Here is a 24,588-nt window from a genome sequence, read left to right on the forward strand (position 1 = left end):
GGAGGCGGCAGGAGGGGGAAGTTCGAGGGGCGCGAAGCATAGCACGGCTCCGGACGGTGGACGCTAGGAAGCCAGGCGCCTGCCGACTATAATGCGCGGTTCTTCGAACCACCCGACGAACGTGCATGGCCAAGAAGCTTTACATCGAGACCCACGGTTGCCAGATGAACGAGTACGACTCCTCGCGCATGGTCGACCTGCTGGGCGAACACCAGGCGCTGGAAGTGACCGAGCGCGCCGAAGACGCCGATGTCATCCTGCTCAACACCTGTTCCATCCGCGAAAAGGCGCAGGACAAGGTGTTCTCGCAACTGGGCCGCTGGCGTGACCTGAAGCAGCAGAACCCGCAGCTGGTGATCGGCGTCGGTGGTTGCGTGGCCAGCCAGGAAGGGGCGGCGATCCGTGATCGTGCCCCTTATGTCGACGTGGTCTTCGGCCCGCAGACCCTGCACCGCCTGCCGGAAATGATCGACGCCGCACGCAGCACCCGCGTGCCCCAGGTGGACATCAGCTTCCCCGAGATCGAAAAATTCGACCGCCTTCCCGAGCCTCGCGTCGACGGCCCCAGCGCCTTCGTCTCGGTGATGGAAGGCTGCAGCAAGTACTGCACCTTCTGCGTCGTGCCCTACACCCGTGGCGAGGAAGTCAGCCGCCCCTTCGACGACGTGCTCGCCGAGGTCATCCACCTCGCCGACAACGGCGTGCGCGAAATCACCCTGCTCGGGCAGAACGTCAACGGCTACCGGGGCACCACCCATGACGGCCGCATCGCCGACTTCGCCGAGCTGATCCGCGTGGTCGCCGCCGTCGATGGCATCGACCGCCTGCGCTACACCACCTCGCACCCGCTGGAATTCTCCGATGCGCTGATCCAGGCCCACGCCGAGGTGCCCGAGCTGGTGAAGTTCGTCCACCTGCCGGTGCAGGCAGGCTCCGACCGCGTACTCGCGGCGATGAAACGCAACCACACCGCACTGGAATACAAGTCGCGCGTGCGCAAGCTGAAGGCGGCAGTGCCGGATATCTGCATCAGCTCCGACTTCATCGTCGGCTTCCCCGGCGAGACCGAGAAGGACTTCGAAGCCACCATGAAGCTGGTGGAAGACGTCGGCTTCGACTTCTCCTTCTCCTTCATCTATAGCTCGCGCCCCGGCACCCCCGCTGCCGACCTGGTGGACGACACCCCGGACGAGGTCAAGAAGCAGCGCCTGATGATCCTCCAGGGCCGCATCCACCAGCAGGGCTTCGAGATCAGCCGACGGATGGTCGGCAGCACCCAGCGCATCCTGGTCAGCGATTTTTCCAAGAAGGACCCGGGCATGCTCCAGGGCCGCACCGAGAACAACCGCATCGTCAACTTCCGCAGTGCCAACCCGCGGCTGATCGGCCAGTTCGTCGACGTCCACATCGACGACGCCCTGCCCCACTCCCTGCGCGGCACCCTGATCAACGAGACCCTGCACTGAATTCCGAGATGCCCGAGCTTTCACAGTCGGGCACCTGGGTTTATTCTTCCTTTCCTATCCCTGCCGTTCGGCGGCCACATACAGACGACATTGAACGCACCCCTGGATTTGCACCGTTTCACCCTGGAACCCTTTGAAGCCCGTCGCTTCGCCAACCTTTGCGGCCAATTCGACGAGCACCTGCGGCTGATCGAACAGCGCATGGCCATCGAGATACGCAACCGCGGCAACCAGTTCGAACTGGTTGGCGACGCCCAGCGTACCCAGGCCACGGAAAACCTCCTGCGCCGCCTCTACCGTGAAACCGAAGCCAGCGAGCTATCGCCGGACATGGTCCACCTGTTCCTCCAGGAAACCGGCATGGAGCAGCTGGCCAGCCCCGCCAAGGTCGACACCAGCGTCGCCCTGCGCACCCGCAAGGGCATGATCCGCCCGCGCGGCGCCAACCAGCAGCGCTACGTCAAATCGATCCTCGACCACGACATCAACTTCGGCATCGGCCCGGCCGGCACCGGCAAGACCTACCTCGCCGTCGCCTGCGCCGTGGACGCCCTGGAACGCGAGCAAGTACGCCGCATCCTGCTGGTGCGCCCGGCGGTCGAGGCCGGCGAGAAGCTCGGCTTCCTGCCCGGCGACCTGTCGCAGAAGATCGACCCCTACCTGCGCCCGCTCTACGACGCCCTGTACGAGATGCTCGGCTTCGAACAGGTGGCCAAGCTGATCGAGAAGCAGGTCATCGAGGTCGCCCCGCTCGCCTACATGCGCGGCCGCACCCTTAACAACAGCTTCATCATTCTCGACGAGAGTCAGAACACCACCCTCGAGCAGATGAAGATGTTCCTCACCCGTATCGGTTTCGGCTCAACGGCCGTGATCACCGGCGACATCACCCAGGTCGACCTGCCGCGCGGCACCCGCTCCGGCCTGACCCACGTGATCGATGTGCTGCGTGACGTACCGGGCATCGCCTTCACCCACTTCAAGTCCCAGGACGTGGTCCGCCACCCGCTGGTGCAGCGCATCGTCGAAGCCTATGACCGCTACGACAACCGCAACCAGCCCAAGCCCAAGCCTGCCGACAACGACCCGGGTGCGATCGACGCCGATGCTTGAACTCGACCTGCAACTGGCCAGTGAAGCCCCCGGGCTGCCCGGCGAAGCCGACTTCCGCCGCTGGTGCGAACTGGCCCTGCGTCAGCGCAGTGCCGACTCGGAGCTGACCATCCGCCTGGTAGACGAGCCCGAGGGCCGCGAGCTGAACAACACCTGGCGGCACAAGGACTACGCCACCAACGTACTGTCCTTCCCCGCCGACGTGCCCGACGAGTTGCTGGATATCCCGCTGCTCGGCGACCTGGTGATCTGCGCCCCGGTGGTGGCCCGCGAGGCCGCTGAACAGGGCAAGGCCCTGGACGCCCACTGGGCGCACCTGGTGATTCATGGCTGCCTGCATCTTCTCGGTTACGACCACATCGAAGATGAAGAAGCCGAAGAAATGGAAGCGCTGGAACGGGAATTGCTGGCTGAACTGGGCCACCCCGACCCCTACCGCGATGACGAATAAGAAGGCACCGAGCAAGGACATATGAGCGAAGATCGATCGAGCAACGGGCACAGGTCCTGGCTGGAAAAGCTGACCCAGGCCTTTGCCCATGAGCCGAAGAACCGCCAGGAGCTGCTGGAGCTCCTCCGTGAAGCGCACCAGAACAAGCTGCTGGACAGCGAAGCCCTGTCGATCGTCGAAGGTGCAATCCAGGTCGCCGACCTGCAGGTACGCGACATCATGGTGCCGCGCTCGCAGATGATCAGCATCAAGGCCAACCAGAGCCCGAAGGAATTCCTTCCGGCGATCATCGACGCCGCGCACTCGCGCTACCCGGTGATCGGCGAAGGCCTGGATGACGTGATGGGCATCCTCCTGGCCAAGGACCTGCTGCCGCTGATCCTCCAGGACCCGGAGCGCCCCTTCGCCATCAAGGACATGCTGCGCCCGGCGACCTTCGTCCCCGAGTCCAAGCGCCTCAACGTCCTGCTCAAGGAATTCCGTGCCAACCACAACCACATGGCCGTGGTCATCGACGAATACGGCGGCGTCGCCGGCCTGGTGACCATCGAGGACGTGCTGGAGCAGATCGTCGGCGACATCGAGGACGAGCACGATGTCGAGGAAGACAGCTACATCAAGCCGCTGCCCAGCGGCGACTTCATCGTCAAGGCACTGACCCCGGTAGACGCCTTCAACGAATTCTTCGAAACCGATTTCTCCGAAGACGAATTCGACACCGTCGGCGGCCTGGTGATGGGCGCCTTCGGCCACCTGCCCAAGCGCAACGAAGTCACCCAGATCGGCGATTTCCGCTTCCGCGTGCTCAACGCCGATAGCCGCCGCCTGCACCTGCTGCGCCTCAGCCCGCTGTCCCGCTGAGACCACGCCGCGCCCCGCTTCACGGCGTGGGCGCGGCCCGGCTAGACTGCGCCGCGACGAACTCCCCGGGCGCGACCGCGCCACCAAGCCCAAGGACTGTGCATGAACTGGATCACCCGCCCCGGCTGGCCGGGCAACCTGCTGGCCCTGGCGGCCGGCGCGCTCACCCCGCTCGCCCTCGCGCCCTTCGATATCTGGCCACTCTCGCTGCTGTCCCTGGCGCTGTTCTACCTCGGCCTGCGCGACCTGGCGCCCAAGGCCGCCTTCATCCGCGGCTGGTGCTACGGCTTCGGCCTGTTCATAGCCGGCACCAGCTGGATCTACGTCAGCATCCATGACTACGGCGCCGCCTCGATGCCGCTAGCGGCCTTCCTCACCGGCGGCTTCAGCGCTGGCGTCGCGCTGTTCTTCGCCCTGCCCGCCATCGTCTGGGCGCGCTGGTTCCGCCGCAGCGAAGCGCCCCTGGCCGACGCCCTGGCCTTCGCCGCCCTATGGCTGGCCCAGGAGGCCTTCCGCGGCTGGTTCCTCACCGGCTTCCCCTGGCTCTACGCCGGCTACAGCCAGCTCGACGCGCCCCTGGCCGGGCTCGCCCCGGTGGGCGGCATGTGGCTGGTGTCCTTCGTCCTCGCGCTGACCGCCGCCCTGCTGGTCAACCTGGTGCGCCTGCGCACACGCCCGGGCTTCCTCGCTGCCGGCCTGGTGCTGCTGGTCGCCCCCTGGATCGCCGGCCAGGCCCTGAAAGGCCACGCCTGGACCAAACCCGCCGGCGAGCCACTGAAGGTCGCCGCACTGCAGGGCAACGTCGAACAGAACATGAAGTGGGACCCGGAACAGCTCAACGCGCAGCTGGCGCTGTACCGCGACATGACCTTCAGCGCCGAGAAGGCCGACCTGATCATCTGGCCGGAAACCGCCGTGCCGGTGCTCAAGGAATACGCCGACGGCTTCCTCTCGGTGATGAACCGCTTCGCCCATGATCGCCAGGCCACCCTGATCACCGGGGTGCCGATCCGCCAGCTCAATGAGCGCGGTGAAAAGCGTTACTACAACGGCATCACCGTGGTCGGTGAAGGTGAAGGCACCTACCTCAAGCAGAAGCTGGTGCCCTTCGGCGAGTACGTCCCCCTGCAGGACGTGCTGCGCGGCCTGATCGCCTTCTTCGACCTGCCCATGTCGGACTTCGCCCGGGGCCCGGCCGACCAGCAGCCGCTGCTGGCCAAGGGATACCGCATCGCCCCGTTCATCTGCTACGAAGTGGTCTACCCGGAGTTCGCCGCCGGCCTGTCGGCCAACAGCGAACTGCTGCTGACGGTGAGCAACGACACCTGGTTCGGCACTTCCATCGGCCCGCTGCAACACCTGCAGATGGCGCAGATGCGCGCCCTGGAAGCCGGCCGCTGGATGATCCGCGCCACCAACAACGGCGTCACCGCGCTGATCGACCCCTTCGGCCAGATCACCGAAAGCATCCCGCAGTTCCAGAAGGCCACCCTGTATGGCGAAGTGGTGCCGATGCAGGAGCTGACGCCCTACCTGAAATGGCGTGCCTGGCCGCTGGTGATCCTCTGCGGCCTGCTGTTCGGCTGGGCCCTGCTGGCCAGCCGCATCGCCAAGACCGTCTGACCCCGCGCCCCGGCGCCACCGTAGCCCGGGCTTCAGCCCGGGACGCACGGAGGATCAGCGATAGACCAGCGGATAGGCGATCAGCCCGATCCACTCGTTGAGCAGCATGCCGCTCCTCCACACCGCCGGCGCTTCCGGCAGCCAGCCGCCGAAGGGTTGCGAGACCGGCACCCCGTAGGCGCCCATGGGCGCCGTCACCACCTCCAGCCCCACCTGCTCGAAGCACCAGCGCGCCCGTTGCATATGGAAGGCCTGGGTCACCAATACGACCTTGTCGATACCCTCGGCCTTGAGGATGCGCGCGCTTTCCACGGCATTTTCCCAGGTGGTGCGGCTGGTCCCTTCCTGCCACCGCACGGGCACGCCGAGCTCCTGCTCCAGGGTCCTGGCCATGATCGCCGCCTCGCTGGGCGGGGTGCCGTAGTGCAGGCCGCCGGAGGTCAGCACCGGCAGACCGCTGGCCTTGGCCAGGAACGCTGCATAGCGCACCCGCTCCATGGCCAGGAGGCTGGGCTGGTCTTCGCCCCAGGCGGGGTCGCCACGCATGCGCCCGGCACCGAGCACAACGATGGCCTGGGCACGCCCGGCCAGGCCGCTCCACTCATCCCGGGTCAAGGGTGTTTCGGTTTCCAGCGCCCGTGCCGACCACTCGACCACCACCGGCAGGCTCATCGCCCACAAGCCGCCGAAGCCCAGCACGAAGCAGCACAGCGCCAGGCGCGGGCTGCGCCGACGCAGCCACCAGCCGGCCAGCAGAAGCAGCAACAGGCCACCGGGCGGCAACAGCAATTGTTTGAAGAAATAGCGAATGGGCATCGGGCACCTCCAAAGGTGCGCGAAGCCTAACGGGGATTACCGGTACGGAAAAGCTGCGAACCGCAGGTGGGGCAGGCCTGCACACCCTGACCACGCTGCCAGCTGGCAGCCGCACCACAAAGTGCGCAAACCAGTTGCTGGCGCCGCTTGAACAGGGGTTTGGCGACACGTGGCGAGGGCGTGGGCGCCTTGGCGGCGGTGCGAGTGACCTTGGATTTGGCCGGCTGCTGCTCGATCAACGCCAGCTCTTCGGCGGCCGCGTGCCATCCACGCAGCCAGTGCAGGTCGTTGTCGAGGTAGGCGCGGATCAGTTCGAGCTCGGCGGGGGTCAGTCCCTTGAGCTCCAGCTCGCGGGGGTGTTCGTCACGCAGGCGGACGGCGGTGTCGGCTTCATCCAGGGCGAGCGCCAGGCGATGCAGCAATCGCTCATAGAGCCCACCCGCCGATTCCGCCCGCCGCAAATCGCCCATCTACCACCACCTCGTTACCGCATCCGACTTTTACAAAGCTAATGAATAGCTTAGCGCCAGGTGCCGAACCGGCAGGCTGCCGCGACAAACGGTGGGCCGCGCCCGGGAGGCGGACAATCAGGGTTTCCCTCAGCCGAGGGGGGTCATGTATGCTACGGCGCTCGAATTTCCTTTTCAGATCAGGCCTACCGAATCCGGGACAGCAGCGGATCTGAATGCCCTTTTCTCAGCGCAAGTAGCCATGCACGAAAACTACCAGCCCCGCGAAATCGAAGCCGCCGCGCAATCCCACTGGGATTCGCAGAAATCCTTTGTAGTCAGCGAACAGCCCGGCAAGGACACCTTCTATTGCCTGTCGATGTTCCCCTACCCGAGCGGCAAGCTACACATGGGGCACGTGCGCAACTACACCATCGGCGACGTGATCGCCCGCTACCAGCGCATGCAGGGCAAGAACGTTCTGCAGCCCATGGGTTGGGACGCCTTCGGCATGCCGGCGGAAAACGCCGCGATGAAGAACAACGTCGCCCCCGCCAAGTGGACCTACGAAAACATCGACTACATGAAGACCCAGCTGAAAAGCCTGGGCCTGGCGATCGACTGGTCCCGCGAAGTCACCACCTGCAAGCCGGATTACTACCGCTGGGAACAGTGGCTGTTCACCCGCCTGTTCGAGAAAGGCGTCATCTACCGCAAGAACGGCACCGTCAACTGGGACCCGGTGGACCAGACCGTACTGGCCAACGAGCAGGTCATCGACGGCCGTGGCTGGCGTTCGGGCGCGCTGATCGAGAAGCGCGAAATCCCGATGTACTACTTCAAGATCACCGCTTACGCCGATGAGCTGCTGAGCAGCCTGGACGACCTGGATGGCTGGCCCGAGCAGGTCAAGACCATGCAGCGCAACTGGATCGGCAAGTCCCGCGGTATGGAAGTGAGCTTCCCCTACGACGCGGCCAGCATCGGCCAGGCCGGGGTAATGAAGGTCTTCACCACCCGCCCGGACACCCTGATGGGGGCCACCTACGTGGCCGTGGCCGCCGAGCACCCGCTGGCCGCCATCGCCCTGCAGAAGCTGCCGGCCGACAAGGCTGCCGAACTGCAGGCCTTCATCGATGAATGCAAGCGTGGCGGCGTTGCCGAAGCCGACATCGCCACCCAGGAAAAGAAAGGCCTGCCGACCGGCCTGTTCGTCGAGCACCCGCTGACCGGCGAGAAGCTGCCGGTATGGGTCGCCAACTACGTCCTGATGAACTACGGCGAAGGCGCGGTGATGGCCGTGCCCGCCCACGACGAGCGCGACTTCGAGTTCGCCGCCAAGTACGCCCTGCCGGTGAAAGCCGTGGTGCGCACCAGCGCGGGCGACGAAACCCCGGCCCCGTGGCAGCCCGCCTATGGCGAGCATGGCCAGCTGATCAACTCCGGCGAGTTCGACGGCCTGGACTTCCCCGGTGCCTTCGACGCCATCGAAGTGGCCCTGCAGAAGAAATCCCTCGGCCAGGCGCGCACCCAGTTCCGCCTGCGCGACTGGGGTATCAGCCGCCAGCGCTACTGGGGCTGCCCGATCCCGATCATACATTGCCCGAGCTGCGGCGACGTGCCGGTCCCCGAGGACCAGCTGCCCGTCGTCCTGCCCGAGGACGTAGTGCCGGACGGCGCCGGTTCGCCGCTGGCCAAGATGCCCGAGTTCTATGAGTGCAGCTGCCCGAAATGCGGCACCGCGGCCAAGCGCGAAACCGACACCATGGACACCTTCGTGGAAAGCTCCTGGTACTTCGCCCGCTACGCCTCGCCCCACTACGACAAGGGCATGGTCGACCCGGCTGCAGCCAACCACTGGCTGCCGGTGGACCAGTACATCGGCGGTATCGAACACGCCATCCTGCACCTGCTCTACGCGCGCTTCTTCCACAAGCTGATGCGTGACGAAGGCCTGGTCAGCTCCAACGAACCGTTCAAGAACCTGCTCACCCAGGGCATGGTGATCGCCGACACCTACTACCGCACCACCGAGAACGGCGGCAAGGACTGGTTCAACCCGGCCGACGTCGAAGTCGAGCGTGACGCCAAGGCCAAGGTCATCGGCGCCCGCCTGAAGACCGACGGCCTGCCGGTGGAAATCGGCGGCACCGAGAAGATGTCCAAGTCGAAGAACAACGGCGTGGACCCGCAAGCCATGATCGACGCCTACGGTGCCGACACCTGCCGCCTGTTCATGATGTTCGCCTCGCCGCCGGACATGAGCCTGGAATGGTCCGACTCCGGTGTCGAAGGTGCGAGCCGCTTCCTGCGCCGCGTCTGGCGCCTGGGCCAGGCCCACGTCAACGCCGGCCTGCCGGGCAGCCTCGACGCCGCCGCCCTGAGCGACACGCAGAAAGAAGTACGCCGTGCCATCCACCTGGCCATCAAGCAGGCCAGCCAGGATGTCGGCCAGCACCACAAGTTCAACACCGCCATCGCTGCCGTGATGACCCTGATGAACGTGCTCGAGAAAGCCGCCCAGGAAACCGCCCAGGACCGCGCCCTGCTGCAGGAAGGCCTGGAAACCGTCGCCCTGCTGCTGGCCCCCATCACCCCGCACATCAGCCATGAGCTGTGGCGCGAACTGGGCCACGCCGACGCGATCATCGATGCCACCTGGCCGAAGGTCGACGAAAGCGCCCTGGTGCAGGACACCCTGCAACTGGTGGTTCAGGTCAACGGCAAGCTGCGCGGCCAGATCGAAGTACCGGCCGACGCCAGCCGCGAGGCCGTCGAGGCCACCGCGCGGGAAAACGAGAACGTGCTGCGCTTCACCGAGGGCCTGACGATCCGCAAGGTCATCGTGGTGCCGGGCAAGCTGGTCAACATAGTCGCCAACTGATTGAGCCCGGGGCCGCGTGTGGAGCGCGGCCCCGGTACGTTCGCCAAGGGGAAAACAAAGATGAAGAAACGGAATCTGCTGGTCGTGGGTCTGGCCGTGATGCTCAGTGCCTGCGGCTTTCAGCTGCGCGGCACCGGCGACACCCGGTTCGCCCTGAAGGAAATCGACGTCACCGGCCGCAACACCTACGGCGAGACCGTGAAGCAGGTACGCGAGCTGCTGGAGAACAGCAACGTCAACGTCCACGCCGGCGCGCCCTACACCCTGGTCCTTTCCCGCGAGAAGGAAGACCAGCGCACCGCCACCTACACCGGCTCCGCGCGCAGCGCCGAGTACGAGATGAGCTACACCGTCGACTACGAGATCCGTGGCAACAACGACCTGCTGCTGCTCAGCGACCGCATGGACGTGCAGCGCTACTACACCCACGACAGCAACAACCTGATCGGCTCCTCCCAGGAGTCCACCCAGCTGCGTGAGGAAATGCGCCGCGAAGTGGTGCAGCAACTGGCCATGCGCCTGCAGCTGATCACCCCCGAGCGTCTGGACCAGCTGCAGGCAGAAGCCGAAGCCAAGGCCAAGGCGGAAGCCGAAGCCCTGGAGGCCGAGCGCCGCGCCGACGAGGCCAAGCCGCAGCAGTCTCCGCTGCAACTGCCCATCCAGTAAGGTGCACGGGGCCGCTACTGCGGCCCCGGTCATTTCCCGCCCATGAAGCTCAACGCCGCCCAACTCAGCAAGCACCTGCAAGGCACCCTCGCCCCTGTCTACGTCGTCAGTGGCGACGAGCCGCTGCTGTGCCAGGAAGCCTGCGACGCCATCCGCATGGCCTGCCGCGAGCGCGACTTCAACGAGCGCCAGGTCTTCAACGTCGAGACCAGCTTCGACTGGGGTCAATTGCATGAGGCCGGTGCCAGCCTCTCGCTGTTCGCCGACAGGCGCCTGCTGGAACTGCGCATCCCCAACGGCAAGCCCGGGGACAAGGGCGCCGCCGCCCTGCTCGAATACCTCTCGCGCCCGCCGGAAGACACCCTGCTGCTGGTGAGCCTGCCCAAGCTGGACGGCAGCACCCAGAAGACCAAATGGGCCAAAGCGCTGATCGACGGCCCCAATGCCCAGTTCCTGCAGATCTGGCCGGTGGACGCCCACCAGCTGCCGCAATGGATACGCCAGCGCCTGGCCCAGGCCGGCCTCGCCGCCAACCAGGAAGCGGTGGACCTGATCGCCGCCCGCGTGGAAGGCAACCTGCTGGCCGCCGCCCAGGAAATCGAAAAGCTCAAGCTGCTCGCCGAAGGCGGTCAGATCGACGCCGCCACCGTGCAGGCCGCCGTTGCCGACAGCGCCCGCTTCGACGTCTTCGGGCTGATCGATGCCGCACTCAATGGCGAAGCCGCCCACACCCTGCGCACCCTCGAAGGCCTGCGTGGCGAGGGCGTGGAAACCCCGGTGATCCTCTGGGCCCTGGCCCGCGAGCTGCGCCAGCTGGCCGGTATCGCCCAGCAGTACAGCCAGGGCGTACCACTGGAAAAGGCCTTCGCCTCCGCCCGCCCGCCGGTCTGGGACAAACGCCGTCCGCTGGTCAGTCGTGCCCTGCAACGCCACCCTGCCTCGCGCTGGAACCAGCTGCTCAGCGATGCCCAGCGCATCGATGCGCAGATCAAGGGCCAGGCCGCAGGCGACCCCTGGATCGGCCTCGCGCACCTCGCGCTCAGCCTTGCCGGCCAGCGCCTGCCCATCCCCGCCGCCTGACACTGGACATCGCCCGCACTCGGGTGCAAGATGCGCGCGCCTGCAGCCCCGCAGGCGTCCAGTGGAGAGTCGGCCATGGCCAAGCAGCGCAAGAAACCCAACAAGGCGAAAAGCATCATCGCCCAGCCCCTGTTCCGCAGCCGCCAGGAACAGCCGGCAAAAGGCAAAGGCAGCTACCGCCGCGAAGCCTCCCGTAACTGGGAGGCTTCTTCGCTTCTGGCCGCCTGAAAAGGGCCATCCGTGTTAAGGTCGCGGCTTGTTTTTACAGCTGTCGAGACCGCCCCATGCTCCTCGCCCCCGTACCCGGCCTGATCCTCCGCAGCCTGGCAGTGGCTACCACCCTCGCAGTCCTCAGCGCCTGCGCCGACACCCCGAACAACGCCGCCCCCCTGGCCAGCGCGCCCGTCCAGCCCGCCTCCACCTCCGCACAAACCACCGTGCAGCAGCTCGCGCCCGACGTCCTGCCCGACGAGACCTTCGAACAATGGCGTGACCGTTTCCGCCAGGAAGCACTGGCGGCCGGCATCCGCGCCACAATTTTCGACCAGGCCTTCCAGGGCATCGAACCGGACCCCGCCGTGGTCAAGGCCGACCAGAGCCAGCCCGAGTTCACCCGCCCGGTCTGGGAATACCTGGAAGGCGCCATGTCGCCCTACCGCGTCCGCAAGGGCCAGGCCCTGCTGGCGGAACACGCCCGGATACTGGACGCCATCGAGCAACGCTACGCCGTCGACCGCCAGACCCTGGTCGCCGTCTGGGGCATGGAAAGCAGCTTCGGCCAGTTCATGGGCGACAAATCGGTGATCCGCTCCCTCGCCACCCTGGCCTACGAAGGCCGCCGCCCGGCCTTCGCCCACGCCCAACTGATCGCCGCCCTGCAGATCATCCAGCACGGCGACATCAAGCCAGGCGGCATGCGCGGCTCCTGGGCCGGCGCCATGGGCCAGACCCAGTTCATCCCCACCACCTACAACACCCACGCCGTGGACTTCGACGGCGACGGTCGCCGCGATATCTGGAACTCCACCGCCGACGCCCTGGCCTCCACCGCCCACTACCTGCAGGCCTCCGGCTGGCAGAAGGGCAAGCCCTGGGGCGCTGAAGTGCGGCTGCCCGCCGGCTTCGACTACGCCCAGGCCGACACCGAGATCCGCAAGACGGTGGCCGAGTGGCAGGCCCTCGGGGTCAAGTCTCCCCTGCCCGCTTCGCTGGCGCAGGAGCGGGGCTACCTGCTGCTGCCGGCCGGTTATCGCGGCCCGGCCTTCCTGGTGCTGGACAACTTCCGCGCCATCCTCAAGTACAACAACTCCTCGTCCTACGCCCTGGCCATCGGCCTGCTGTCCCAGCGCTTCGACGGCCAGGGACTGATCGCCGGAACCTGGCCCAAGGGTGACAAGCCGCTGAGCCGCACCGAGCGCATCGAGCTGCAGGAAGCCCTGGCCAGCAACGGCTACAGCCCGGGCACCGCCGACGGCATCATCGGCGCCAACACCCGCAAGGCGATCCGCGGCTACCAGCAGCGCTTGGGTTGGCCAGCCGATGGCTACCCCAACCAGGAACTGCTCGGCGAACTGCGCAAGGTACGCTGAGCCCCGCCTTCGCCCGGCCACCGGCCCCTCCTGCGGGAAGGCCGGCGGCAGGGGCTGACCGTCTGGTCATTTGTCTCCAGGTGGCTGCCAGTCTGTATCCACCTTTGTGATAAACTGCGCCACCCCCTTTTTTGCCCCCGTGGCAGCCAGCTGAGCCTCTAGCGGAGCCAGTTCAGATGTCCGATACAGCCTCGCCAAAACCCGTCGCCAGTGGCGAAAAATTCCGTAATGCCGAGGGCATCACCGCGATCAAGGATGGCCAGAAGCGCCGTTCTTCGGCCGAGCCACAGGTGTTCGAGCCCAAGCCCAAGTGGCTGCGGGTCAAGGCGCCCGGTGGCAGCCGCTTCGACGCGGTCAAGCGCAATGTCGGCGAACACCGCCTGAGCACCGTGTGCCAGGAATCCCACTGCCCGAACATGGGCGAGTGCTGGTCCAACGGCACCGCCACCATCATGCTGATGGGCTCGGTGTGCACCCGCGCCTGCCGCTTCTGCGCCGTGGACACCGGCAACCCCAATGGCTGGCTGGACAAGGAAGAGCCGCAGAACACCGCCAAGTCGGTGGAGCTGATGGCGCTGCGCTACATCGTGCTGACCTCCGTCGACCGCGACGACCTCGACGACGGCGGCGCGGCCCACTACGCAGCCTGCGTGCGCGCCATCAAGGAGCGCACCCCGAACGTAGTGGTGGAAGCCCTCACCCCCGACTTCAACGGTGACCTGCAAGCCATCGAGCGTGTGGCGGACTCCGGCCTCGAAGTGTTCGCGCAGAACGTCGAAACGGTGAAACGCCTGACCTATGAAGTACGCGACCCCCGCGCCGGCTACGAGAAGACCCTGCGCGTGCTGGAGCATGCCAAGCGCCATCGCCCCAGCCTGCTGACCAAGACCAGCCTGATGCTGGGCCTGGGCGAGACCGACGAGGAAGTGCTCGAAGCCATGGATGACATGCGCGCCATCGGCGTCGACATCCTCACCCTCGGCCAGTACCTGCAACCCACCCGCAACCACCTGAAGGTGCAGCGCTGGGTCAGCCCGGAAGAGTTCAACCGCTTCCGCGACATCGGCCTGGAGAAGGGCTTCATGGAAGTCGCCGCCGGCCCGCTGGTGCGCTCCAGCTACCGCGCCGACCGGGTGTTCGAGAAGAACAACCTGGGCCTCGCCGCACCGGTTCCGGTACCGGGCCAGCCCCTGGATACCAACCTCATCCCCACCCTCAACCTGGGTTGAGCGGGCACGGCAAGACCGCCCCGGGAAACCGGGGTGGAGTGCGATGAAGGGAAATCAGGACTTCGAAAAAAGGCGCCCACTGGGCGCCTTTTTCGTATCTGCCTAGCGCGGGTAGAGCCGGTCGCGCAGGACGCGCTCCAGCCGCTGCGCCACCTCGTCGAACGACGGCGGCGAATCGAGCAGCTCACGGAGCTGTACCATCTTCAGCCCGGCGTAGCCACAGGGATTGATGCGCTGGAAGGGCGACATGTCCATGTCCACATTCAGTGCCAGGCCATGGAAGGAGCAGCCACGGCTGACCCGCAGCCCCAGCGAGGCGATCTTGTCGCCCGCGACATAGACGCCGGGGGCATCCGCCTTGGGCGCGGCCTCGATACCGTAGCCGGCCAGCACATCGACCAGGCTCTGCTCCATGGCCGTGACCAGCTCGCGCACACCCAGGCCCAGACGGCGCAGGTCGAGCATCAGGTAGCCCACCAGTTGGCCGGGGCCGTGGTAGGTGACCTGGCCACCGCGATCCACCTGGACCACCGGGATATCCCCTGGCGCCAGCAGGTGCTCGGCCTTGCCGGCCTGCCCCTGGGTGAAGACGCGCGGGTGCTGCAGCAGCCAGATTTCATCGGGGGTGCTGCCGTCGCGCTCGGCGGTCAGGCGACGCATCGCCTCCAGGGTCGGCAGGTAATCCGCCAACCCCAGGTGACGCACGATGAGCTCAGGCGCCACTAGAGCACCATGTGGACGCGACCGGTAGCGCGCAGGTCGACGTGAATCGCCTGCAACTGGTCGACGCTGGTGGCGGTGATCAGCACCTGCACGGAGAGGAAGCGGCCATTGCGGCTGTCGCGTGCCACCAGGGTGGTGACGTCGAGGTCCGGCGCGTGGCGCTGGATGATCTCGACGACCAGGTCGGAGAAGCCCTCGCCGGCATCGCCGATCACCTTGATCGGGTAGCGCTCGCAGGGGAATTCGATTTTCGGGGCTTGTACGTCGGTTTCGTCGGTCATGGCGGCGGCGGACTCGTGGCCCGCGATGCGGACGCCCCGCCACCCGGGTGGGGGGCGAGGCGTCGGCTCAGTAGGTCGGTGGGTGCGGCTTAGTTGAACAGGCCGTAGAAGAACAGGCGGATGCTATCCCACACGCGGCGGAAGAAGCCACCTTCCTCGACGGCCTCCAGGGCGACCAGGTCGGCGCTGTGCACCACCTTGTCGTCCAGCTTGACCTCGACCTTGCCGATCACGTCGCCCTGCTTGATGGGCGCGACCAGCTGCGGGGACAGGGTCATGGCAGCCTGCAGTTTCTGCAGCTGGCCTTTCGGCAGGGTCATGGTCAGGTCGCTGGCCAGGCCGGCCTTCACTTCGCGGGAAGCGCCCTTCCATACCTGGGCTTTCGCCAGCTCGGCACCCTTCTGATAGAAGGTCTTGGTCTCGAAGAAGCGGAAACCGTAGGTCAGCAGCTTCTGGGTCTCGGCGGCACGAGCCTGCTCGCTGTTGGTGCCGAACACCACGGCGATCAGACGCTGGTTGTCACGCACGGCGGAGGCCACCAGGCAGAAGCCGGCTTCCTCGGTGTGGCCGGTCTTCAGGCCGTCGACGGTCTTGTCGCGCCACAGCAGCAGGTTGCGGTTGGGCTGCTTGATGTTGTTCCAGAAGAACTCCTTCTGCGAGTAGATGGCGTAGTGCGCCGGGTCCTCGTAGATGATCGCGCGGGCCAGGCGAGCCATGTCGTGCGCGGTGGAGTAGTGCTCCGGGTTGGGCAGGCCGGTGGCGTTCATGAAGTGGCTGCCGACCATGCCGAGCTTCTCGGCGGTGGTGTTCATCATGTCGGCGAAAGCGTCTTCGCTGCCGGCGATGTGCTCGGCCACCGCGACGCTGGCGTCGTTGCCGGACTGGATAATGATGCCGTGCAGCAGGTCGCTCAGGGACACCTGGGTGTTCACCTGCACGAACATGCGCGAACCGCCGGTGCGCCAGGCGTGCTCGCTGATGGTCACCGGGTCGTTCTCGCCGATCTGGCCCTTGCGGATTTCCAGGGTGGCGATGTACGCGGTCATCAGCTTGGTCAGGCTGGCGGGCGGCAGGCGCTCGTCACCGGCGTTCTCGACCAGGACCTGGCCACTGGCGGCATCCATCAGCACATAGGCCTTGGCAGCCAGTTGCGGCGGCGATGGGACGATCTGCTCGGCGGCCAGGGCGACCGGCGCGGCGATGAGCAGGGCTGCTGGCAGTAGAAGGCGTTTCGCAAAGCTGATGATGTTCATCCGTCTCTCTGAAGTTGCTAATGGTCTAACAGGCCCTTGCGGGCAAAGAACGAAGCCGTCAGTCCGGCTTCACCAGGGTCGGCTGGCCGAGGTTGGCCAGGCGTACGCTGTCCTGCAATTGCTGTGCTTCACCCTGCGTGTCGATCGGCCCCAGGCGTACCCGGTGCAGGATCTGCTGATTGCGCACGACCGAGCTGATGAATACCGGGGCACTCACCATCCCGCTCAGCTTGTCCTTGAGGAGCTCCGCAGCGTCCGGATTGGCGAAGGCGCCCACCTGGAGATACAGGCCAGATGCTCCGAGTGAACCGTTTTTTTTTGCGTCGATCTGCACGGGCAGCACGGCGGCGGCGTGCTGCGCGGGCGGCGGGGTGTACTGCTCAACGGGGGCGGAGGCAACCTGCGCGACGCTCGGCGCCGGCTGCGCCTTGGCCACCTGCTGCGGCTGTGCCAGCACCATGGGCACCGGGCGGCCCTGGGCAGCCCACCACTCGTTGGGATCGATGCCTTCCACCTTGACCCGCGCGGTGCCGCTCTCGGCATAGCCGAGCTTCTTCGCGGCAGCGAAGGACAGGTCGATGATGCGGTCGGAGTAGAACGGGCCACGGTCGTTGACCCGCAGGATCACGGTGCGGCCGTTGTCCAGGTTGGTCACCTTGACGTAGCTCGGCAGCGGCAGGGTCTTGTGCGCGGCGGTCATGCCGTAGAGGTCGTAGGCCTCGCCATTGGCAGTGGCCTGGCCGTGGAACTTGGTGCCGTACCAGGAGGCGGTGCCGGTGGCCTGGTAGCGGCGCGCATCGCTCATCGGGTAGTAGGTCTTGCCGAGCACCGTATAGGGGTTGGCCTTGTACGAGCCGTAGTGCGGCATGGGCACGGCATCGGGAATCCGCGAGACATCAACGTCCCACCAGGGAGCGCCGTCACGGTGAGGGCGCGAATAGTCGCCGGGGCCGGAAATATTTCCGCCCTGCTGTACCGGCTGCGGGGTACGGCTGCTGGAGCAACTGGCGAGCATCAGCGCCAGGACACCGTAAGCAGCGATTCTCATAGGCATTGGCTGCATCTGTTAACGCCCGCCCCGTGCATTGACCAAGGATTCTGAAAGCTGATGCACCGCCATGGAATACATCACGCTGCGATTGTAGCGGGTGATCACGTAGAAGTTGGGCAGGCCCATCCAATACTCCATGCCGTCGACGCCATCCAGTCGGAAGGCCGTGACGGGGAGATCATCGCGCAAGGCGTCACCGCTTGCCCAGCCCAGGGCACGCAGTTCGCCGACATTCTTCACCGGGTCCAGGCCTTCGGTGAGGCCCTGTTCGGCATTCTCGCCACGCACCTGGGCGCGGCTCACTACCGGCTCGCCGGCTACCCAGCCATGGCGCTTGAAGTAGCTGGCCACGCTGCCGATGGCATCCACCGGGTTGTTCCAGATATCGATGTGGCCATCACCGTCGAAGTCCACCGCGTAGGCGCGGAAGCTGCCCGGCATGAACTGCGGCAGGCCCATGGCGCCGGCGTAGGAGCCTTTGAGGGTGAGCGGGTCGACCTGCTCTTCGCGCGCCAGCAGGAGGAACTCCTTGAGCTGCTTGCGGAAGAAGTCGGCACGCGGCGGATAGTCGAAGCCCAGAGTGGACAGCGCATCGATCACCCGGTAGCTGCCGGTGTTGCCGCCATAGAAGGTCTCGACGCCGATGATGGCGACTATCACCTGGGCGGGCACGCCGTACTCTTTCTCGGCACGGGCCAAGGCGTCGGCGTGCTTGTTCCAGAAATCCACGCCTTTCTGGATGCGGGCATCGGTGATGAAGATCGGCCGGTATTCCTTCCACGGCTTGACCCGTTCGGCCGGCCGCGAGATGGCATCGAGGATCGCCTGCTTGCGCTCGACCTCGCGGAACAGGCTGACCAGTTGCTCCCCGGCGAAACCATAGTCGCGGGTCATCTCCGCAACGAACTCGGCGACCTGGGGGCTTCCTTCATAGTCGCCCGCCAATGCGGGGGCGGCTGCACCCAGCACGCCGCAGAAGCCCACTCCCAGAGCCCCTCGCATCATCCAGTTGCGCAGTATTTTCAAATTATTCACTCGTATCAAACCTGGGCGATCCACTTGCGATGGGTATGGATGGCCATCAAAACCCCAAACCCTGACAGCAGCGTAACCAGCGAAGTTCCGCCATAGCTGATGAAGGGAAGAGGCACTCCAACCACCGGCAGCAGGCCGCTGACCATGCCGATGTTGACGAACACATAAACGAAGAAGGTCATGGTCAGGCTGCCCGCCAGCAGCTTGCCGAACAGGGTCTGCGCCTGGGCGGTGATGACCAGGCCGCGACCGATCAGCAGCATGTAGACCAGCAGCAGGATGCACACGCCGACCAGGCCGAACTCTTCGCCGAGGACGGCAATGATAAAGTCCGTGTGGCTTTCGGGCAAAAAATCCAGGTGCGACTGGGTGCCCAGCAGCCAGCCCTTGCCGAACACCCCACCCGAACCGATCGCCGCCTTCGACTGGATGATGTTCCAGCCGGTGCCGAGCGGGTCGCTCTCCGGGTCGAGAAAGGTCAGCACGCGCTGTTTCTGGTAGTCGTGCATGACGAAGAACCACATCCCCACCGCGATCGGCACCACCGCCGTGACCGCGCCGAGTATCCAGCGCCACTGCAGCCCGGCCATGAACAGCACGAAGGCGCCCGAGGCGAGGATCAGCAGCGCGGTGCCGAGGTCCGGCTGGCGCACCACCAGGATGAAGGGCACCACGATCAGCGCCAGGCTCACCACAACGTGCTTGAGCTTGGGTGGCAAAGTGCGTTTGGACAGGTACCAGGCGATGGTCGCCGGCATCAGGATCTTCATGAACTCGGCGGGCTGGAAGCGGATCACCCCGGGGATGTTGATCCAGCGCGTCGCGCCCATGGCGTTGTGGCCCATGATGTCCACCACTATCAGCAGCGCCACGCCACCGACATAGCCAAGGGGCACCCAGCGGGCGAGGAAGCGGGGTTCGAACTGGGCGATCACCACCATCGCCACCAGGCCGAGGCCGAAGGAAGACGCCTGCTTCATCAGCAGGTCCCAGTGCTTGCCGCTGGCCGAATAAAGGACGAACAGGCTGCCGGCGGCCAGCAGCAACAGAAGCAGGAGCAACTGGCCATCGATGTGCAGACGCTGCAGCAGGCTCGCGCGGCGGCGCATCACGTCCTCGTTGGACAGGGTGCGGTCGAAGTTGCTGTTCATCGGCTCGGGCTCTTCTCGGCGGTGAGGGGCGCCTGCGGCGACTGGAACTCGGGCTTGAGCTGCCCATCGGGGCCCAGCAGCCAGGCATCCATCACCTGCTTCACCACGGGCGCGGCGACACCGGAGCCGGACTCGCCGTTCTCCACCATCACCGCCACGGCGATCTTCGGGTTGTCGGCGGGAGCGAAGCCGATGAACAGCGCGTGGTCGCGATGGCGTTCCTGGACCTTCGAGCGGTCGTACTTCTCGCCCTGCTTGATCGCCACCACCTGCGCGGTACCGGACTTGCCGGCGATGCGATAGACCGAGGCGTCGCCGACCTTGCGCGCGGTGCCACGGGCGCCGTGCACCACCTGCTCCATGCCGATGCGGCCATAGTCCCAGAACTTGGGATCGCGCAGCGCGATGTCCGGCATCGGGTTCGGGTCTTCCGGCGGCTTGCCTTCGATGGTCTTGGCCAGGTGCGGGCGGATCCACTTGCCGCGGCTGGCCATCAGCGAGGTGGCCTGGGCCAGCTGCAGGGGCGTGGCCTGCATGTAGCCCTGGCCGATACCGAGGATCAGCGTCTCGCCCGGGTACCAGGCCTGGCGGTAGCGGGCGCGCTTCCAGTCGCGGGACGGCATCAGCCCGGTGGTTTCCTCGAACATGTCCAGGGCGACCTTCTGGCCGAAGCCGAAGCGGCTCATATAGGTGTGCAGGCGGTCGATGCCCATCTTATGGGCGAGGTCGTAGAAGTAGGTGTCATTGGAGCGCATGATCGCGGTCTCCAGGTTCACCCAGCCGTCGCCGCTGCGGTTCCAGTTGCGGTACTTGTGGTCGTAGTTGGGCAGCTGGTAGAAGCCGGGGTCGAACACCCGGGAATCCGGGGTCACCACGCCAGCGTCCAGGCCCGAAACGGCCACCATCGGCTTGACCGTCGAGCCCGGCGGATAGAGGCCGCGCAGCACGCGGTTGTACAGCGGCCGGTCGATGGAGTCGCGCAGCTCGGCGTACTGCTTGAAGCTGATGCCGGTGACGAAGGGGTTGGGATCGAAGCTCGGCTGGCTGACCATCGCCAATACGTCGCCGCTGGAGGGCTCGATCGCCACGATGGCGCCGCGACGCCCGGCGAGGGCCGCCTCGGCCGCCTCCTGCAGGCGCGTGTCGATGGTCAGCACCAGGTCCTTGCCCGGTTTCGGGTCGGTACGCTTGAGCACCCGCAGCACGCGGCCACGGGCGTTGGTCTCGACTTCCTCGTAACCCACCTCGCCGTGCAGCGTGTCTTCGTAGAAGCGCTCGATACCGGTCTTGCCGATATGGTGGGTGCCGCTGTAGTTGATCGGGTCGAGCTCCTTGAGCTCTTTTTCGTTGATGCGCCCGACATAGCCCACCGAATGGGCGAAGTGCGCGCCCTGGGGGTAGTGCCGCACCAATTGCGCCACCACTTCCACGCCCGGCAGGCGGAACTGGTTCACCGCCACGCGTGCGATCTGCTCTTCCGAGAGTTCGAAGAGGATGGGCACCGGCTCGAAGGGGCGACGCCCCTGCTTCATGCGCCTCTCGAACAGCGCCCGATCATCGGCGCTCAGCTGCAGCGCTTCGACTATCACGTCCAGGGTCTGCTCCCAGTCGCCGGCGCGCTCGCGGGTCACCGTGAGGCTGAAGCTCGGCCGGTTGTCGGCGATGATCAGGCCGTTGCGGTCGTAGATCAGGCCACGGGTCGGCGGGATCGGCTGCACGTGGACGCGGTTGTTCTCGGAAAGCGTCGAGTGGTACTCGTACTGGATCACCTGCAGGTAATAAAGGCGGGCGATCAGCACGCAGGTCAGCAGCAGCACCACCACAGCGCCGACGACGACGCGACGCCGCACCAGGCGGGCATCCTTCTCGTGGTCTTTCAGGCGGATCGGCTGCGGCATCGGTACGGCTTACTTGTGATAGGGGTGGCCGGACAGCACGGTCCAGGCACGGTAGATCTGCTCGCCGACCAGAATCCGCACCAACGGGTGCGGCAGGGTCAGCGGCGACAACGACCAGCGTTGCTCACTGCGCGCGCAAACCTCGGGGGCCAGCCCTTCCGGGCCACCGACCATGAGGTTCACGGTGCGTGAGTCGAGACGCCAGCGGTCCAGCTCCACCGCCAGTTGCTCGGTGCTCCAGGCGCGGCCTTCGACTTCCAGGGTGACGATGCGTTCCCCGGGTTGCACCTTGGCCAGCATCGCCTCGCCTTCCTGGCGGATCATCCGCGCAACGTCGGCGTTCTTGCCGCGCGTGGTCAGGGGGATCTCCACCAGTTCGAGGGCGAGTTCGGACGGCAGGCGCTTGGCGTACTCGTGCCAACCCTCCTCCACCCAGCGGGGCATGCGCGAGCCAACGGCGATCAGACGCAGACGCAAGGCGACGCTCCGTTATTCCTGGGGATGCTGGGCGCGGCTCTGCTCGGCACCCTGCCACAGGCGCTCGAGGTCATAGAACTGGCGGGTGGCGACCTGCATCACGTGGACGACCACATCGCCCAGGTCCAGCAGGGCCCATTCGCCGCTGTCTAGGCCTTCGCTGCCCAGGGGGCGCACGCCTTGTTCCTTGACCTTCTCCAGCACGTTGTCGGCGATCGACTTGACGTGGCGGCTGGAGGTACCGCTGGCGATCACCATGAAATCGGTGACGCTGGTCTTGCCGCGTACATCGATGGTGGTGATGTCCTGGGCCTTCATGTCTTCCAGGGCCGCAAGAGCGACCTTGACCAGTTCTTCGTTTTGCATCGGTTCAACTACCTCGATCATTCAGCTCGTCGCACGGTACAGGCCGTGCTCATGGATATAGGCCAGCACCGCATCGGGGACGAGGAATCGTACCGAACGCCCGGTGGCCAGCAATTGGCGGATCTGCGTGGCGGACACCGCCAGCGGTGCCTGCCATACAAAGGAAATCTGCCCACCGCGCCCGGCCAGGGCCAGGGGGTCGGCGACACTGCGCGCCGCCAGCAGGTCGCGCAGTGCTTCCGGTGGTTCGCTGTCGGCATCCGGGCGCTGCAACACCAGGATGTGGCAGTGCTCCAGCAGCTCCTCCCAGCGGTGCCAGCTCGGCAGGCCGCAGAAGGCGTCCCAGCCCAGCAGCAGGTAAAGCGAATCGTCCGTGCCCAGCTCGGCCTGCACGGACTCCAGGGTGTCGATGGTCCAGGACGGCCGGTCGCGCTTCAGTTCGCGGTCATCCACCCGCAACGGCGGCAGGTCGGCCACCGCACGCTGGACCATTTCCAGGCGATCGGTCGCAGAAACCTGCGGCGTCTCGCGGTGCGGCGGCCTGGCGCTGGGGATCAGACGCAACTCGTCGAACCCCATCAGTTCGGCGACCTCCAGCGCACCACGCAAGTGGCCGATGTGCACAGGATCGAAGGTACCGCCGAACAGACCGATGCGTTTGCCCATCAGGTGCGCACGTGACCGTCACCGAAGACCACGTACTTCTCGCTGGTCAGGCCTTCCAGGCCGACCGGGCCACGGGCGTGCAGCTTGTCGGTGGAAATACCGATCTCCGCGCCCAGGCCGTACTCGAACCCATCGGCGAAGCGCGTCGAGGCATTGACCATCACCGAGGCGGAATCCACTTCGGTGAGGAAACGACGGGCATCGCTGAAGTTCTCGGTGATGATCGCGTCGGTGTGCTGCGAGCCATAGGCGTTGATGTGCTCGATGGCCTCATCCAGCCCGGCGACGATGCGGATCGACAGGATCGGCGCGTTGTACTCGGTGCGCCAGTCTTCCTCGGTCGCCTCCAGCACATCGCTGCCCAGCAGCGCGCGGGTGGCGGCGTCGCCACGCAGCTCCACCTGCTTGTCGCGGTAGATGGCGGCCAGCGGCGGCAGCACGCGCTCGGCGATGCCGGCATGCACCAGCAGCGTTTCCATGGTGTTGCACGGCGCGTAGCGCTGGGTCTTGGCGTTGTCGGCGACGCGAATCGCCTTGTCCAGGTCCGCGGCGATGTCGATATAGACGTGGCAGATGCCGTCCAGGTGCTTGATCACCGGCACCTTGGCATCACGGCTGACGCGCTCGATCAGGCCCTTGCCGCCGCGCGGCACGATGACGTCGACGAACTCCGGCATGCTGATCAGCGCGCCCACGGCAGCGCGGTCGGTGGTCTCGACCACCTGCACCAGCTCGGCCGGCAGGCCGGCGTCGGCCAGGCCCTTCTGGATGCACAGGGCGATGGCCTGGTTGGAATGGATGGCTTCGGAGCCGCCACGCAGGATGGTGGCGTTGCCGGACTTCAGGCACAGGCTGGCCGCATCGATGGTCACGTTCGGGCGCGACTCGTAGATGATGCCGATCACGCCCAGGGGCACGCGCATCTTGCCCACCTGGATGCCCGAAGGCAGGTAGCGCATGTCGCGGATCTCGCCGATGGGGTCCGGCAGGGTGGCCACCTGGCGCAGGCCCTCGATCATGTCGTCGATACGTGCCGGCGTCAGCGCCAGGCGATCCAGCATGGCTGGCTCCAGACCATTGGCCCGGCCGTTGGCCAGGTCCTGCTCATTGGCGGCGGACAGCTCGCCACGGGCGGCGTCCAGGGCATCGGCGGCGGCAAGCAGGGCGCGGTTCTTCTGCGCGGTGCTGGCACGGGCAGCCACGCGCGAGGCGGCGCGCGCGGCGCGGCCCAGGCGGGTCATGTAATCGAGAACGGACTCGGTCATGGTCTCGGCGGTCTGGCAGTTGGGAAAAGTGGGCGATTATAGCCCGCGCGCCCCGTCACGCCCAGCGGCGCCGGGCGGATGGTAAACAGCCCGTTCCGCGCCCTCCCCGGCTCCCACTCGCAAGCGCCAGCCCCCGCGGTTGCAGGGGATACGGTGACACCCGCGGAAAAATACTGGCTTTTTGCCGCCCGAAGG

General features: G+C 66.1%; 24 protein-coding genes. 11 read left to right on the forward strand and 13 right to left on the reverse strand.

Annotated elements, in window-relative coordinates:
* Positions 1-125 precede the first annotated feature (125 nt).
* The 5 genes from miaB (at position 126) to lnt (ending at position 5,514) form a co-directional block, all read left to right on the forward strand.
* Positions 126-1,466 carry a tRNA (N6-isopentenyl adenosine(37)-C2)-methylthiotransferase MiaB gene (gene miaB, locus RTW82_RS14305; protein ID WP_043244993.1) on the forward strand — a complete coding sequence of 447 codons (1,341 nt, stop codon included), beginning with the start codon at positions 126-128 and terminating at the stop codon, positions 1,464-1,466.
* A gap of 90 nt (positions 1,467-1,556) precedes the next feature.
* On the forward strand, positions 1,557-2,579 hold the full coding sequence (locus RTW82_RS14310) for a PhoH family protein (protein WP_037022330.1): 1,023 nt from the start codon (positions 1,557-1,559) through the stop codon (positions 2,577-2,579).
* Complete coding sequence (ybeY, locus tag RTW82_RS14315; RefSeq protein WP_021222011.1) at positions 2,572-3,030, forward strand: rRNA maturation RNase YbeY; 459 nt, start codon at positions 2,572-2,574, stop codon at positions 3,028-3,030. The genes RTW82_RS14310 and ybeY overlap by 8 nt, the downstream gene beginning before the upstream one ends.
* Before the next feature lie 21 nt (positions 3,031-3,051).
* Positions 3,052-3,891, forward strand: a complete 840-nt coding sequence (locus RTW82_RS14320) for an HlyC/CorC family transporter (RefSeq protein ID WP_021222012.1) — start codon at positions 3,052-3,054, stop codon at positions 3,889-3,891.
* Between the two features lie 102 nt (positions 3,892-3,993).
* A complete protein-coding gene (gene lnt, locus RTW82_RS14325) occupies positions 3,994-5,514 on the forward strand; it encodes an apolipoprotein N-acyltransferase (protein WP_316925477.1) in 1,521 nt (506 codons plus the stop codon).
* 54 nt (positions 5,515-5,568) lie between these two features.
* On the opposite strand, the gene RTW82_RS14330 is transcribed toward lnt, so the two are convergent.
* Together RTW82_RS14330 and RTW82_RS14335 are read right to left on the reverse strand one after the other, a co-directional pair.
* A complete protein-coding gene (locus RTW82_RS14330) occupies positions 5,569-6,330 on the reverse strand; it encodes a YdcF family protein (protein WP_316925478.1) in 762 nt (253 codons plus the stop codon).
* A 26-nt stretch (positions 6,331-6,356) separates the two neighbouring features.
* Complete coding sequence (locus RTW82_RS14335) at positions 6,357-6,800, reverse strand: hypothetical protein (RefSeq protein ID WP_021222015.1); 444 nt, start codon at positions 6,798-6,800, stop codon at positions 6,357-6,359.
* A gap of 241 nt (positions 6,801-7,041) precedes the next feature.
* Between RTW82_RS14335 and leuS the strand changes: the two genes are divergently transcribed.
* From leuS to lipA, 6 genes are all read left to right on the forward strand, one after another.
* Positions 7,042-9,663: a leucine--tRNA ligase gene (leuS, locus tag RTW82_RS14340; protein ID WP_271659964.1), complete on the forward strand. Its 2,622-nt coding sequence runs from the start codon at positions 7,042-7,044 to the stop codon at positions 9,661-9,663.
* 60 nt (positions 9,664-9,723) lie between these two features.
* Positions 9,724-10,329 (forward strand): LPS assembly lipoprotein LptE, encoded by a 606-nt coding sequence (gene lptE / locus RTW82_RS14345; protein WP_021221478.1) that lies wholly within the window; start codon positions 9,724-9,726, stop codon positions 10,327-10,329.
* Between the two features lie 42 nt (positions 10,330-10,371).
* On the forward strand, positions 10,372-11,409 hold the full coding sequence (holA, locus tag RTW82_RS14350; RefSeq protein ID WP_021221479.1) for a DNA polymerase III subunit delta: 1,038 nt from the start codon (positions 10,372-10,374) through the stop codon (positions 11,407-11,409).
* Positions 11,410-11,484: 75 nt separating this feature from the next.
* Positions 11,485-11,637 carry an alternative ribosome rescue factor ArfA gene (gene arfA, locus RTW82_RS14355; RefSeq protein ID WP_021221480.1) on the forward strand — a complete coding sequence of 51 codons (153 nt, stop codon included), beginning with the start codon at positions 11,485-11,487 and terminating at the stop codon, positions 11,635-11,637.
* Between the two features lie 56 nt (positions 11,638-11,693).
* Complete coding sequence (locus RTW82_RS14360) at positions 11,694-12,998, forward strand: lytic murein transglycosylase (protein WP_316925479.1); 1,305 nt, start codon at positions 11,694-11,696, stop codon at positions 12,996-12,998.
* Positions 12,999-13,174: 176 nt separating this feature from the next.
* Positions 13,175-14,227 carry a lipoyl synthase gene (gene lipA / locus RTW82_RS14365; RefSeq protein WP_316925480.1) on the forward strand — a complete coding sequence of 351 codons (1,053 nt, stop codon included), beginning with the start codon at positions 13,175-13,177 and terminating at the stop codon, positions 14,225-14,227.
* A gap of 102 nt (positions 14,228-14,329) precedes the next feature.
* On the opposite strand, the gene lipB is transcribed toward lipA, so the two are convergent.
* The 11 genes from lipB to RTW82_RS14420 all read right to left on the reverse strand — a co-directional run bounded on the left by lipB (position 14,330) and on the right by RTW82_RS14420 (position 24,393).
* Positions 14,330-14,950, reverse strand: coding sequence for a lipoyl(octanoyl) transferase LipB (gene lipB, locus RTW82_RS14370; protein ID WP_021221483.1), 621 nt, complete (start codon positions 14,948-14,950; stop codon positions 14,330-14,332).
* Entirely contained in the window at positions 14,950-15,231 is a 282-nt protein-coding gene (locus RTW82_RS14375; RefSeq protein WP_111261509.1) for a DUF493 domain-containing protein, read from the reverse strand. The genes lipB and RTW82_RS14375 overlap by 1 nt, the downstream gene beginning before the upstream one ends.
* A gap of 89 nt (positions 15,232-15,320) precedes the next feature.
* A complete protein-coding gene (locus RTW82_RS14380) occupies positions 15,321-16,484 on the reverse strand; it encodes a D-alanyl-D-alanine carboxypeptidase family protein (RefSeq protein ID WP_021221485.1) in 1,164 nt (387 codons plus the stop codon).
* A 58-nt stretch (positions 16,485-16,542) separates the two neighbouring features.
* The gene (locus tag RTW82_RS14385) at positions 16,543-17,547 is read right to left on the reverse strand and encodes a septal ring lytic transglycosylase RlpA family protein (RefSeq protein WP_184489633.1); all 1,005 of its coding nucleotides are present in this window, start codon (positions 17,545-17,547) and stop codon (positions 16,543-16,545) included.
* 3 nt (positions 17,548-17,550) lie between these two features.
* Entirely contained in the window at positions 17,551-18,561 is a 1,011-nt protein-coding gene (mltB, locus tag RTW82_RS14390; protein WP_031288487.1) for a lytic murein transglycosylase B, read from the reverse strand.
* A 14-nt stretch (positions 18,562-18,575) separates the two neighbouring features.
* Positions 18,576-19,679: a rod shape-determining protein RodA gene (gene rodA, locus RTW82_RS14395; protein ID WP_169708471.1), complete on the reverse strand. Its 1,104-nt coding sequence runs from the start codon at positions 19,677-19,679 to the stop codon at positions 18,576-18,578.
* 38 nt (positions 19,680-19,717) lie between these two features.
* A complete protein-coding gene (gene mrdA, locus RTW82_RS14400; protein WP_021221489.1) occupies positions 19,718-21,619 on the reverse strand; it encodes a penicillin-binding protein 2 in 1,902 nt (633 codons plus the stop codon).
* Positions 21,620-21,628: 9 nt separating this feature from the next.
* Positions 21,629-22,096 (reverse strand): 23S rRNA (pseudouridine(1915)-N(3))-methyltransferase RlmH, encoded by a 468-nt coding sequence (gene rlmH / locus RTW82_RS14405; RefSeq protein ID WP_021221490.1) that lies wholly within the window; start codon positions 22,094-22,096, stop codon positions 21,629-21,631.
* A 12-nt stretch (positions 22,097-22,108) separates the two neighbouring features.
* Positions 22,109-22,462 carry a ribosome silencing factor gene (gene rsfS / locus RTW82_RS14410; protein WP_031288488.1) on the reverse strand — a complete coding sequence of 118 codons (354 nt, stop codon included), beginning with the start codon at positions 22,460-22,462 and terminating at the stop codon, positions 22,109-22,111.
* Between the two features lie 21 nt (positions 22,463-22,483).
* Positions 22,484-23,128 carry a nicotinate-nucleotide adenylyltransferase gene (gene nadD / locus RTW82_RS14415; protein WP_184489631.1) on the reverse strand — a complete coding sequence of 215 codons (645 nt, stop codon included), beginning with the start codon at positions 23,126-23,128 and terminating at the stop codon, positions 22,484-22,486.
* Complete coding sequence (locus RTW82_RS14420) at positions 23,128-24,393, reverse strand: glutamate-5-semialdehyde dehydrogenase (RefSeq protein WP_263404274.1); 1,266 nt, start codon at positions 24,391-24,393, stop codon at positions 23,128-23,130. The genes nadD and RTW82_RS14420 overlap by 1 nt, the downstream gene beginning before the upstream one ends.
* Positions 24,394-24,588 lie beyond the last annotated feature (195 nt).

Source organism: Pseudomonas sp. zfem005 (assembly GCF_032621735.1).
GTDB classification, from domain to species: Bacteria; Pseudomonadota; Gammaproteobacteria; order Pseudomonadales; family Pseudomonadaceae; genus Metapseudomonas; species Metapseudomonas solani.

Excerpts from the sequence above, each read along its gene's own strand:
- miaB (WP_043244993.1), top strand. The coding sequence starts at position 126 with ATGGCCAAGAAGCTTTACATCGAGACCCACGGTTGCCAGATGAACGAG.
- ybeY (WP_021222011.1), top strand. The coding sequence starts at position 2,572 with ATGCTTGAACTCGACCTGCAACTGGCCAGTGAAGCCCCCGGGCTGCCC.
- RTW82_RS14320 (WP_021222012.1), top strand. The coding sequence starts at position 3,052 with ATGAGCGAAGATCGATCGAGCAACGGGCACAGGTCCTGGCTGGAAAAG.
- lnt (WP_316925477.1), top strand. The coding sequence starts at position 3,994 with ATGAACTGGATCACCCGCCCCGGCTGGCCGGGCAACCTGCTGGCCCTG.
- RTW82_RS14330 (WP_316925478.1), bottom strand. The coding sequence starts at position 6,330 with ATGCCCATTCGCTATTTCTTCAAACAATTGCTGTTGCCGCCCGGTGGC.
- RTW82_RS14335 (WP_021222015.1), bottom strand. The coding sequence starts at position 6,800 with ATGGGCGATTTGCGGCGGGCGGAATCGGCGGGTGGGCTCTATGAGCGA.
- leuS (WP_271659964.1), top strand. The coding sequence starts at position 7,042 with ATGCACGAAAACTACCAGCCCCGCGAAATCGAAGCCGCCGCGCAATCC.
- lptE (WP_021221478.1), top strand. The coding sequence starts at position 9,724 with ATGAAGAAACGGAATCTGCTGGTCGTGGGTCTGGCCGTGATGCTCAGT.
- holA (WP_021221479.1), top strand. The coding sequence starts at position 10,372 with ATGAAGCTCAACGCCGCCCAACTCAGCAAGCACCTGCAAGGCACCCTC.
- arfA (WP_021221480.1), top strand. The coding sequence starts at position 11,485 with ATGGCCAAGCAGCGCAAGAAACCCAACAAGGCGAAAAGCATCATCGCC.
- RTW82_RS14360 (WP_316925479.1), top strand. The coding sequence starts at position 11,694 with ATGCTCCTCGCCCCCGTACCCGGCCTGATCCTCCGCAGCCTGGCAGTG.
- lipA (WP_316925480.1), top strand. The coding sequence starts at position 13,175 with ATGTCCGATACAGCCTCGCCAAAACCCGTCGCCAGTGGCGAAAAATTC.
- RTW82_RS14375 (WP_111261509.1), bottom strand. The coding sequence starts at position 15,231 with ATGACCGACGAAACCGACGTACAAGCCCCGAAAATCGAATTCCCCTGC.
- RTW82_RS14380 (WP_021221485.1), bottom strand. The coding sequence starts at position 16,484 with ATGAACATCATCAGCTTTGCGAAACGCCTTCTACTGCCAGCAGCCCTG.
- RTW82_RS14385 (WP_184489633.1), bottom strand. The coding sequence starts at position 17,547 with ATGCAGCCAATGCCTATGAGAATCGCTGCTTACGGTGTCCTGGCGCTG.
- rodA (WP_169708471.1), bottom strand. The coding sequence starts at position 19,679 with ATGCGCCGCCGCGCGAGCCTGCTGCAGCGTCTGCACATCGATGGCCAG.
- mrdA (WP_021221489.1), bottom strand. The coding sequence starts at position 21,619 with ATGCCGCAGCCGATCCGCCTGAAAGACCACGAGAAGGATGCCCGCCTG.
- rsfS (WP_031288488.1), bottom strand. The coding sequence starts at position 22,462 with ATGCAAAACGAAGAACTGGTCAAGGTCGCTCTTGCGGCCCTGGAAGAC.
- nadD (WP_184489631.1), bottom strand. The coding sequence starts at position 23,128 with ATGGGCAAACGCATCGGTCTGTTCGGCGGTACCTTCGATCCTGTGCAC.
- RTW82_RS14420 (WP_263404274.1), bottom strand. The coding sequence starts at position 24,393 with ATGACCGAGTCCGTTCTCGATTACATGACCCGCCTGGGCCGCGCCGCG.